Origin of the sequence: Agrobacterium tumefaciens, assembly GCF_031801495.1 — a bacterium.
GTDB classification, from domain to species: domain Bacteria; phylum Pseudomonadota; class Alphaproteobacteria; order Rhizobiales; family Rhizobiaceae; genus Agrobacterium; species Agrobacterium tumefaciens_K.
Genome location: NZ_JAOEGC010000001.1, coordinates 1,843,035 through 1,853,256, shown reverse-complemented (window position 1 = coordinate 1,853,256; position 10,222 = coordinate 1,843,035). Strand labels below are relative to the sequence as shown.

Here is a 10,222-nt window from a genome sequence, read left to right as displayed (position 1 = left end):
TCCTGTTTTCATGTTTGCTTGCACGCCGCTTCCGGCCTGCGTTCTTATGGCTGTCCGCATCCCCTGCTGCCGGAGCCGGTCAGGCAGGCGGGAGACGGAATGACGACCTGCTGGACCTGTGAAGGCGTCTGCACCGCATTCTGTGTCTGGCTACCCGGCACCGGGCTGATCTGCTGGCCGGATGCGCCTGCGGGCAGGGGCGATGGTATGCTGACGGGCGCCACCGGCGGCAGAGGCTGCTGCACCTCAGCCTGCGCCGGCACGGTTCTGGCCACGGCGCGGCGCACGGCAGGGACGGAAGCCGTTACCTCCTGCCCCGGACGCATCGGCACATCGGCCGACCTCAACGGATAAACGGGGTGACCGGGACGGCCGAGGTTCGGGTCGACGCGCTGGGGCGTGCCGTACGGATTCCAGCTGGACGACGCATAGGAACCGGTAATCGTGTAATTATACATGACGTTCAGCAGGCGCTCGACGCTCGCATCCGGCTCGCAGAGACGCAGCCGGATCTTGATCCGCCCGAGATTGCGAAAATCCTGCCGCATGCTTTCGGGCGAGCGGATGTCCTGCCAGCCATAAAGGCACGTGTCGGCGCCGCGTCCGCGCCCGGCGGCATAGGAAAACGCGCCGTAGCTGTTCTGCAGATAGGCAGCCGACATGGCGATGTTCAGTCCCGGAAACTCAGAGCGGATCTCGCGTGCGACCATTGCCGTACGGAAACCGCCGAAAGGCAGCGCATCCCCACCGGTATCCTCGGATTTCTGCGGCCCGAAGAACTCCGCCTTGAAGTAGTTCTGACCGGGCGTCGCCGCGGCGGAGCGCAGGATGATCTTCTGTTCAGCCGCGTTGGAGTAGGTTCGGCCGATGACGGTGACGATTTCGGGACCGCCTGCCGGTGGGAAAACCAGCGCTTCTGAGGACGACAGCATCTGAGCGCCCCCGAACGACCGAACGCCCGCAGGAGTATTGCAGCCGGAAAGCACCGCAACAGAAAACAGCAATGAAGCAAAGGCAGAAAATCTCACTGCCCTTCCCCTTTGTCCACCCATTGCCCGCACAGGTTAAAGGAAGACCGAATCAAATAAGACCAGACCATTCCTACGAAATACGTGAGGATAATGAATTAGCAATATCAAATTTTAGGTTGCAATTTTTCGACATACATAAAGCCGCGCGTGAATCAAAACCCACCACAACTGCATTACTCATGGAACCATGTTGCCAAGCAAACGGTTGGCTGTATTAAGGATCGGTAAATTTTGAGGTTGCAGCGCAATATCGCCCATGGTCTACTTCTCGGCAGATAAATCCATTTTGATTGACCGATTTCTCTTTTTAAACGTAAAAACAGAGAGTTAAACCCATGACAGTTCAGTTCCCGAGTATCGCGCACGAACTGGCCGATCAGGTGCGTGTCCTGCGTCGATGGCTTGACGAAGATGCACTTCCGCTGTGGTGGCAAGTTGGAGCGGCCAAGCCCGATGGCGGGTTTTACGAACGCGTTGGGCAGGATGCGAAACCGATCTTCGCCGACAACCGCCGTTCGCGCGTGCAGCCGCGTCAGGCCTACTGTTTCGCAGCGGCCGGCCAAAAGGGCTGGAACGGCCCCTGGCAGGCGGCCGTCAACCACGGCCTTACCTGGTTCGACAGGGTGTACCGGCTGGATAACGGCCTCTACGGCAATCTCGCCGACCAGACCGGTAAACTGATCGATCCCACCTTCGATCTCTATAATCAGGCTTTCGCGCTTTTCGCCGCGGCTCAGGCGTCGGCGACCATCCCTGCGCGTCGTGACGAGATGCGCACGCGTGCACTCGATATCCTCTCCATCCTGAAGCGGGATTACAAGCACCCTGTCACCGGCTTCGAGGAGGCCAACCCGCCACGCACGCCGCTGTGCTCCAACCCGCACATGCACCTCTTCGAGGCGATGCTGGCGTGGGAAGCCCAAGACCCGGAAGGGCCGTGGGCGGCGCTTGCCGACGAGATCGCGATGCTCGCGATGCACCGTTTCATCGATAGCGAAAACGGCGGGCTGCGTGAGTTCTTCGACCACGACTGGAAACCCTATCCGGGCGACAAGGGCCGCATCATGGAACCCGGTCACCAGTTCGAATGGGCGTGGCTTCTGGTCCGCTGGGGCAGCCTGCGCGGGAATTCGGATGCGATCGCAAAAGCAAAGCGCCTGTTCCAGATCGGTGAGGAATACGGCATCTGTGCGCGCCGCAAGGTGGCGATCATGAGCCTCTACGACGATTTCTCCGTCCATGACGGACTGGCGCGGCTTTGGCCGCAGACCGAATGGCTGAAAGCCGCCGTACGGCTCGCAAGCGTCACCATTGGCGAGGAGCGGCAGCGCTATCTGGCGTCGGGCGTCCGGGCCATTGGCGCATTGCAGCCGTTCCTCGACACGCCGGTCAAGGGTCTGTGGTTCGACAAGTGGCCGGCCGAGAAGCCGATGATCGACGAGCCGGCACCGGCCAGCACCTTCTATCATATCGTCTGCGCCATCTATGAGGCGGAAGACGTGCTGGCATCCAGCGCGGGATAAAAGCGGCGACCCCGGGGTCAATCAATGTTCGGGGGATATGACCCTAAAACCTTGCATCTACGCATGGGCCGGGAAATCGGACACGGGTTGTCGGAAGTTCACGATGGTAGAGCAAGTCAGACATAGAGCACCGTGCACCGGTAAAGGTGCACGGTTTTCTGCTCTAAGGGTCGCCGAAACTGCTGCGATATGGTCACACGCGACGCGGAGCCCGCACGACACGCCATTGCGGCCTGCCGAGATTATGTGGCCATGGATGGACCTCCTGATCGTTGAAGTAGACGACCTGCTCCAGCTTCGGAAAATCCGCCTGTTTCAGCGTCACGTCGTCCATCCACGGACGGACATAGGAATCGCCGCCTTCATATCCGAGTTCGGCAACCCACACCGGTTTGTTGAAGCTCTCCACAAGTCCATAGCCCTTGCGCAGAAGATCGGCAAATTTCTGTGGCCCGCCATATTCTATTCTGTCGTAGTCTTCGAAACCGAAGACCGAGAGGCCCACCAGATCTGCGTAGCTGTCGCCAGGATAATAGACGCGCAAGCCGTCCATGCCCTTCGGCGACCACATGACCTTCACACCTGGCACCGCTTTGCGGGTCAGATCCACCATACGCCGGTAGGCGGCGATGTAGTCCTGGGGCGCCCAACCGGACCAGGTGAAACGGCCGGATATATCCTCCATTTCCTGTGCCCAGCGGAGTATCAGAGGGCTTTTCATCTCCGCCATGCGTGTGGCAATCGCCAGCATGTTCTGGTCATAGTCTCCTCTCAGCACCTTGCGTCGCAGCTCGTCGGAGCTTAGCCGCCGGTTGGCATCCCATGACCATGGCTCGACCGTGATCAGCACGTTGCGTCCACGTTCCATGGCATAGGCATCCGCCAGCTTCAGGCTATCGAGGTCGACGTCTTCCCACGGCAGGAAGAGCGCTTCGGTCGCGACACCTTTCTGGCTGGTGAAATCGCCATGCGGATCGTATGCCCCGAAGCGAATGCCATCGGCGTGCAGGACAGGCCGTTTGTCGGCAATCGTGTTCATTCCCGTCGCCGCCATGGGGGCGGCACCCTGAGCGGAGAGCTTGAGCACGGGATACATGCCAGCCGTGAACGCCGCAGCAGCGCCACCCGCAAACAGTAATTTTCTTCTTGTTATCTGCATGACACTTGCTCCCTACTTCTTCACAGTCATCGCCTGACCATAGGCGGCGACCTGCGCGGTAACCTCGTCCTTTCGAACGAGTTTCGAGTATTCATCGGTGGGACGCGGCGGGTCGTGACGGAACACATACCAGTCGCCACCCTGTTTGCGTTGATAGATCACCTTGCCGATGCGGGCATGGTCGAAACAGGTGTCGGCTTTGCCTTTGCCAGCATCGCTTTTCCATGTCGCGCGCATGCAAAGCGTCCCCTTGGAATCCACCGTCCAGCGGCCTTCGCCGATGGATTTCTGGCCTTTTTCCTCGGTCGCGGCGATAAATTTGCGGCCATCCGCGATGAACCGGCCACCACCCGAATCCCATTTCCATGTCCTGTTGTAGAACATGTCCACGACTTCGCTGGTCCGCAGCGATTTCGGCGTCTTCGTGCCGCCTGCGGCGAGGACAGCGTTTGGCGCGATCACCGCAAGGCAGAGTACGAAAGCGGAGAATCCGCATCTGCTTGTTGTTGTTTTTTTCATTACAGCCTCCTCCTTCTATCGCCTGACCCTATTGTCGGCGAGCATGATTTCCTGGAATGCAGTCGTGGGCGGCGGCGGAGCGGGTTCCGCCTGGGTCTCCAGCCGTTGCGCACGCCCTGGCAGATTGATCTGCAATTTCAGATGCAGCGATCTCGCTCCCTCGGTGCCCGCACCCGCCACGGTAAAGCGTGTTTCGGTGAAGGTGACGTAGGGCTGTCCGTACGACAGAGCCTCTAACGCGCCGAGGGCATGCGGCCTCAGTTCGGCCGTACCGGCGGCGACAAGCAGGACCGAACAGGCAGCAGCCGCAAGTGCGCCATGCCTGCCCCTGCCCTGTCGCGGTACCCCGTTCTCAATGGTGTGCCGTATCAGCACGAACACCGACAATCCGCCATAGATCGCCACATTGATGGCAGTGAAGATGTAGAAGCCCTGGGCATGGCCATCATGCGGTGCGGCAGCCATGGCAACGAGGCTCAGCGCAGCCATCACCATGTAGGGAGCAACGACCCGGATCGGCAAAGGCGGCTTTTCGCCCGCCCCCTTCGGCGTGATGCGAAAGTCCACGAAGTCGCCACGGATCGAGTCGCGGATCGCCGCAAACACGCCCATCAACGACCATGGCCAGCGCAGGAACAGAAAGACCACGGCTTCCCAGCTGAAGAGTTTGGCGTCATGCGGACGGAGCGCGCCTGTCGATCGCCAGAAAAACGCAAACAGGATCATGAACAGCGACATCGGCAGGAAATGCAGCAGAAATGCCGGATATGAGGCGTTGACCAGCACCCGGCCCGTCACAAGCGCCACAACCGGCAGGGCGAACATCACCGCCATGAAGCCAGAAAACAACGGATACCAGAACTGCGAAAACAGGAACTGGAACTTCAGCTTCGCTGGCAGGTTCGGTACATAATGCTTTGAATATTGGAGCAGAATGGTCATCAGGCTTCGCGACCATTGGAACTCCTGCACGATCAGATCGGCGAATGTCGCCGGTCCGTCGCCATGGGCGATGGCATCAACCGCGTGCACACCGCGCCATCCGCCAGCGTTCATCAGAAGCGTTGTGGAATGGTCCTCGGCAAGTTCCGGCCCCAGTCCACCGATCTGCTTCAGCGCCTTTGTTCGCACGGCGTAGTGCGAACCGATGCATAGTGGCGCCCAGCCATTGTTGTACCCCACCTGCAGGGCACCATGAAGGGTTGCCTCTGCGTAGAGCCGGCCGCGCGCAGCCCAGCTTTCATGCGCATTGGCGTCGCAGATGCTCGGCGCAGACACATAGCCCACCGCTGGATCTGAAAACGGCCGCATGATTTCGCGCAGATAGGTCGGCTCCGGCACATGGTCTGCATCGAACTGAGCGACGAAATCGTAACGCTCGTAACCGTAACGATCGTAGAAATAGGCAAGGTTGCCTTCCTTGCAGCGCGTCCGGCGCGGCCAAGTCTTGCGGTGGTAATCGGCCACGCCTTTGCGGGTCGAAACGAACACGCCATGCGCGCCGCACCATTTCAGCGTTTCTGCGCTCGGATCCTCATCCGCCAGCCAGACGTCATACTCCAGCCCCTTCTGCTCCAGCATGGCCAGCAGCGTCTTGCGAACCACCGCGAAGGGTTCTGAAGGCGCCTTGGTGACGACCATGGCGATCCGCCCCTCCGGCAAGGGTACTTCGGGATTGACCATGCGGGCATTGAGAAAGATGAAGATGAAGTAGGACGGCATCAGCGTGACCCAGGCCAGCGTCACCGTCACGACCGTGTAATACGGCCATTCCGTCACCATGTCGCGGCCGAGCCACCAGGCCCAGAAATACACGAGCGTCACCATCCAGCCACCGATACCGAGCCAGTAGGCCGTCCGGTTCCAGCCGGTAAAGAGAGGGACCGTCAGCGCACGTGCCACGGCGGCATGCTTGCGGACAGGGAAAGGATTACCGGGGGTCGTCATGACAGCACCTCCAGCCCGAAGCCTGGACCTGCCGTGCGGATGATCGTGTCGATGTCGGAACGCTTCGGCTCGAAGCCGAGTGCTTCCCTCGCCCTTTCGATATCGGCAAACAGCGCCGGCGGATCCCCGGCACGCCGCGCTCCGTAGTGGATCGGCACTTCCTGCCCGGTCACGCGATGGATCGCCATGACGATATCGTTGATCGAGGTTCCATGACCCGAGCCGAGATTGACGCGCAGCGTCTCCCCGCCTTCGAGAAGATAGTTGACGGCGGCAACGTGAGCATCGGCCAGATCGCTGACATGGATGTAGTCGCGGATGCAGGTGCCATCCGTCGTATCGTAATCCGTGCCGAAAACATCAAGTTGCGGCAGGCGGTTCGACGCCGCCATCAAGGCACGGGGGATAAGATGCGTTTCCGGCTCGTGGCGTTCGCAGAGTTCGCCATCCGGGTCAGCCCCCGCCGCGTTGAAATAGCGAAGCGCGACGAACCGCATGCCATAGGCGGCGGCATAGTCGTCCAGCGCCATCTCGAAGATCAGCTTGGTGCGACCGTAAGGATTGACCGGAATCTGCGCCGTTTCCTCGCGGATCGGCAACTGATGCGGCACACCGTAGGTGGCGCAACTGGAAGAGAACACCAGTCCGCCAATGTTGTGGTCGAGGCAGGCATCCAGAAGCGACAGGCTGCCTGCTACGTTATTACGATAATATTTGCGCGGGTTTTCGACGGACTCACCCACATAGGCATTGGCTGCACAGTGGATCACGAAGGACGGATCGAATTCCTGCAGCGTAGCCTTCAGCATGCTGCGGTCGAGGATGTCGCCCTCGATCAGCGGACCCCAGCGAACGGAGTCCGAATGACCTGTCGAAAGATTGTCGTATGCAATGGGCTTGAAGCCGGAGTGCGCCAATGCCTTGCAGATATGGCTGCCTATAAATCCGGCCCCGCCCGTGACGAGGATCGTGCGGGCCATATCATACGGCCTCCGCAATTTTCTTGCCTGTCAGCAGCGCATCGAAGTAGACGATGGTCTTTTGGAGGCCGATTTCGAGCGGCACCCGCGGCTGCCATCTCAGCTGCTCGTTGGCTCTGGAGATGTCCGGACGACGTTGCTGCGGATCGTCGATGGCGGCTGCCAGGTGCACGATCCTCGAGCTTGAGTTCGTCATGCGAATGACGATGTCTGCCAGTTCGCGCACCGGAATTTCCGTCGGATTACCAAGATTGATCGGACCGATGCAATCTCTCGACTTGGTGGAAAAGCGCAGGAAGCCGTCGATCAGGTCATCAACATAGCAGAACGAGCGCGTCTGACGGCCATCACCATAAATGGTGATGTCTTCGCCCTTCAGAGCCTGAACGATGAAATTGGAAACGACGCGCCCGTCATCGGGGCGCATGCGCGGCCCGTAGGTATTGAAGATGCGTCCAACCTTGATATCGACACCATAAAACCTGTGGTAGTCGAAAAACAATGTTTCTGCACTGCGTTTGCCTTCGTCATAGCAGGCGCGAGGCCCGATGGTATTCACGTTGCCGAAGTAGGTTTCCGGCTGCGGATTGACCAGCGGATCGCCGTAGACCTCCGAAGTCGAGGACTGCACGACGGTCGCGCCGCAACGGCGGGCCACTTCCAGAACATTGACCGCCCCCAGCACATTCGTCAGCAGCGTGCCGACAGGATCGCGCTGATAGTCCGGCGGCGAGGCTGGCGAGGCGAAATTGAAGATCAGCGACACATCGATATCATAAGGTTGACGGACGTCGTGCTTGACCATCAGAAACCGGGTATTCGACTGTAAATGCTCGACATTTTCAGCACGCCCGGTGGAAAAATCATCAAGACAGATCACCTCATGACCCGAGCTCAAAAGACGTTCGCAAAGATGGGAGCCTAGAAAACCGGCGCCCCCGTTGACAAGAACGCGTTGGCCAGGGCGCCAGTCGGAATATATTGTGGCACCGTTGTCGTGATCGTTGGGAACGAAATTACGCATTACACACACTCCTCCCCGTGATGAATCAGGTGCACTGATTCATAGAGCTTCGTTCAAAATTCATGCTTCGAGATATTCCAGACTATATCCCTCCGATTTTTACTTATTGTGGAGGAAAATGTCTTGGCATTCGGTAGATTTCAACTTTGATGATATGCTCATCATGCAATCGGTCAACGTGATTTTTTCAGAATATTACAATTGATTATTGTAAAACCCCAAAATCTACGTCTTATTTAATCCTTTTTAACTATGCCTCCATTATGCCTTTCTTATTAAGCATTAGCACAAGCTTCACTCCATAGATCGGGGGTAGTCTGGCGTTGCAAGCCAGACTTCGCCGAGGGGAACCGACCGGCGGAATGATGAGAGCGCTGAACTTCAGGGGACATGCATGATGAATGAAAAGTCTTATTTCCATGCAGGGAATACCGTACGCCGTAATCCGGTACTGACCGCCTCTGCGCTCGTAGCAGTCGCTCTTGCAACCGCTTCGTGTTCCATCGTCGAGGATAGCGTGTTCGCCAGAACCGCGACTGCCGACACGACCACGGTCAAGACCAGTGTTGAACCCGTCAAGACATCCTACGGATATCAGAAGTCGGTGAAAGCCAATCCGGTGCTTGTCGCGGATGCCTCCGCCTCGCCCGAGGCGTCACGCCCCACCTATTCCGGCTCCTCGCCCTATATATGCTCGCCGAGCGGCTTCGGTCAGAAGTCGCGCTGCTTCCTACGGCCCTGATGGTGTGAACTCGTGAAGCTGATGGGCGTGTCCCCGCATCTTCTTATAAGAGATGCAAAGAACCGCCCGCTCAGTTCTTCCAGCGACCACCCGACTGACCCGCATCGTCATCCTTGTTGAAGAAGCGTGATGCCGCTTCGGTCCGGTTCCGCACGTTCATCTTCTTATATATATTGCGAACGTGGACCTTCACGGTGTTTTCGGACAGGTGAAGCCTGTCGGCGATGATCTTGTTCTGGGTGCCCTTGCACAAAAGATCGAGAATCTGGACCTCACGGGTTGTGAGCGACGATGTTTCGCTTTTGCTGGCGGCAAGAGCATCGGCGCGATTGGCGATCACGCTGCCGGATTTGACGTCATCCCCATGCACGGCGCCATGATGAGGCGTCAGTCTGCCAAGAAGGGCCGCCGGGAAATGCTCGCCGCCCTTCATCAGAAGATCGACCGCAGCCATGAAAACGTCGAGCCGCAGGTTGAGTGGCAGTATACCGTCGATGATCCGCATGCCGACAAGTTGCCTAATGTGATCCTCAAATCTGTCGACACTTTCAACGACCAGCGCGATGGGTGCATCGGGATGCTTGTCCCGGACCTCCTCGAGAATGGTCTGAAGACGCCCGGTGGATATGCGATAGGGCAATACCAGCCGGACATCGGAGTCGTAGCTTTCCCGGATCGCGGCCGATGAGCTCAGGCTCACCACCGCATATCCCGGAAACTTCTTGCCTAACGCCTCCACGAGACACTCGGAAAACAGGTCCGCTTCCGCGATGACCAGGAGAGTTCCACTTTTGGGCGTGGTTACATTGTTTTGCTTGGCAGCTGCGAAATTTGACGATCCCATGAACATTAACGTCTCCCTAAAGCGCTTACGCGTTACTTTCTTTTTCTTATTTGGCTTTTCTTGCGTGCTTGGCAGTCGATGAACTCGGAGACCCCCGCCCCCAAATATGGCATGTCAACTATCATTAATTACCCGTTAATTAGGCTAATACGAAAAGCAGTGTAAATAAATGGCCCAAACGGGTTATTTATTTCAAACGGCATACAAAATTGGTTACAGGCGGATAATAACCTGCATAACTTCAATATTAATCCGACAAATACATTAGAAAAACGTCATCAAAGGTTTTGGAGTTTTCAAAAATAAAACCTTTAGTTGATATGTTTTCGCATGGAAACATACATATATGTGCCAAAATGGGATGCCGGGCATCGGCCCCCTAAAATAAACCATAACAACTGAAACTCCCGCTTTTGCGGGGTACAGCCGCATATATTTGTGTTTCGAAACGGT

9 protein-coding genes are annotated in these 10,222 nt (G+C 57.7%); 2 read left to right on the top strand and 7 right to left on the bottom strand.

Annotated features, from left to right (window positions below; translation table 11 throughout):
- Nucleotides 1–44 precede the first annotated feature (44 nt).
- Nucleotides 45–1,028, bottom strand: coding sequence for a cellulose biosynthesis protein BcsN (gene bcsN, locus N7578_RS08600; protein WP_422646679.1), 984 nt, complete (start codon nucleotides 1,026–1,028; stop codon nucleotides 45–47).
- 338 nt (nucleotides 1,029–1,366) lie between these two features.
- On the opposite strand from bcsN, the gene N7578_RS08595 reads away from it, so the two are divergent.
- Nucleotides 1,367–2,554: an AGE family epimerase/isomerase gene (locus N7578_RS08595; protein WP_311109853.1), complete on the top strand. Its 1,188-nt coding sequence runs from the start codon at nucleotides 1,367–1,369 to the stop codon at nucleotides 2,552–2,554.
- Nucleotides 2,555–2,747: 193 nt separating this feature from the next.
- Here the strand turns inward: N7578_RS08595 and N7578_RS08590 are convergent, their stop codons facing one another.
- The 5 genes from N7578_RS08590 to N7578_RS08570 are packed head-to-tail and all read right to left on the bottom strand — an operon-like array spanning nucleotide 2,748 to nucleotide 8,183.
- Complete coding sequence (locus N7578_RS08590) at nucleotides 2,748–3,713, bottom strand: glycoside hydrolase family 26 protein (RefSeq protein WP_311109852.1); 966 nt, start codon at nucleotides 3,711–3,713, stop codon at nucleotides 2,748–2,750.
- A 12-nt stretch (nucleotides 3,714–3,725) separates the two neighbouring features.
- Nucleotides 3,726–4,232, bottom strand: coding sequence for a DUF995 domain-containing protein (locus N7578_RS08585; RefSeq protein ID WP_311109851.1), 507 nt, complete (start codon nucleotides 4,230–4,232; stop codon nucleotides 3,726–3,728).
- Between the two features lie 15 nt (nucleotides 4,233–4,247).
- On the bottom strand, nucleotides 4,248–6,179 hold the full coding sequence (locus N7578_RS08580) for a glycosyltransferase family 2 protein (RefSeq protein ID WP_422646678.1): 1,932 nt from the start codon (nucleotides 6,177–6,179) through the stop codon (nucleotides 4,248–4,250).
- The gene (gene galE / locus N7578_RS08575) at nucleotides 6,176–7,159 is read right to left on the bottom strand and encodes a UDP-glucose 4-epimerase GalE (RefSeq protein ID WP_311109850.1); all 984 of its coding nucleotides are present in this window, start codon (nucleotides 7,157–7,159) and stop codon (nucleotides 6,176–6,178) included. The genes N7578_RS08580 and galE overlap by 4 nt, the downstream gene beginning before the upstream one ends.
- A 1-nt stretch (nucleotide 7,160) precedes the next feature.
- Entirely contained in the window at nucleotides 7,161–8,183 is a 1,023-nt protein-coding gene (locus N7578_RS08570) for a UDP-glucuronic acid decarboxylase family protein (protein ID WP_311109849.1), read from the bottom strand.
- 394 nt (nucleotides 8,184–8,577) lie between these two features.
- Here N7578_RS08570 and N7578_RS08565 point away from each other — a divergent pair, with 394 nt between their 5' ends.
- On the top strand, nucleotides 8,578–8,925 hold the full coding sequence (locus tag N7578_RS08565; RefSeq protein WP_311109848.1) for a hypothetical protein: 348 nt from the start codon (nucleotides 8,578–8,580) through the stop codon (nucleotides 8,923–8,925).
- A gap of 70 nt (nucleotides 8,926–8,995) precedes the next feature.
- Here the strand turns inward: N7578_RS08565 and N7578_RS08560 are convergent, their stop codons facing one another.
- The gene (locus N7578_RS08560; RefSeq protein WP_422646677.1) at nucleotides 8,996–9,775 is read right to left on the bottom strand and encodes a LuxR C-terminal-related transcriptional regulator; all 780 of its coding nucleotides are present in this window, start codon (nucleotides 9,773–9,775) and stop codon (nucleotides 8,996–8,998) included.
- Between the last annotated feature and the right edge of the window lie 447 nt (nucleotides 9,776–10,222).

Coding starts and splice junctions, on each gene's coding strand:
- N7578_RS08580 (WP_422646678.1), bottom strand. CDS start 6,179: ATGACGACCCCCGGTAATCCTTTCCCTGTCCGCAAGCATGCCGCCGTG.
- N7578_RS08595 (WP_311109853.1), top strand. CDS start 1,367: ATGACAGTTCAGTTCCCGAGTATCGCGCACGAACTGGCCGATCAGGTG.
- N7578_RS08560 (WP_422646677.1), bottom strand. CDS start 9,775: ATGTTCATGGGATCGTCAAATTTCGCAGCTGCCAAGCAAAACAATGTA.
- N7578_RS08585 (WP_311109851.1), bottom strand. CDS start 4,232: ATGAAAAAAACAACAACAAGCAGATGCGGATTCTCCGCTTTCGTACTC.
- N7578_RS08565 (WP_311109848.1), top strand. CDS start 8,578: ATGATGAATGAAAAGTCTTATTTCCATGCAGGGAATACCGTACGCCGT.
- N7578_RS08570 (WP_311109849.1), bottom strand. CDS start 8,183: ATGCGTAATTTCGTTCCCAACGATCACGACAACGGTGCCACAATATAT.
- galE (WP_311109850.1), bottom strand. CDS start 7,159: ATGGCCCGCACGATCCTCGTCACGGGCGGGGCCGGATTTATAGGCAGC.
- N7578_RS08590 (WP_311109852.1), bottom strand. CDS start 3,713: ATGCAGATAACAAGAAGAAAATTACTGTTTGCGGGTGGCGCTGCTGCG.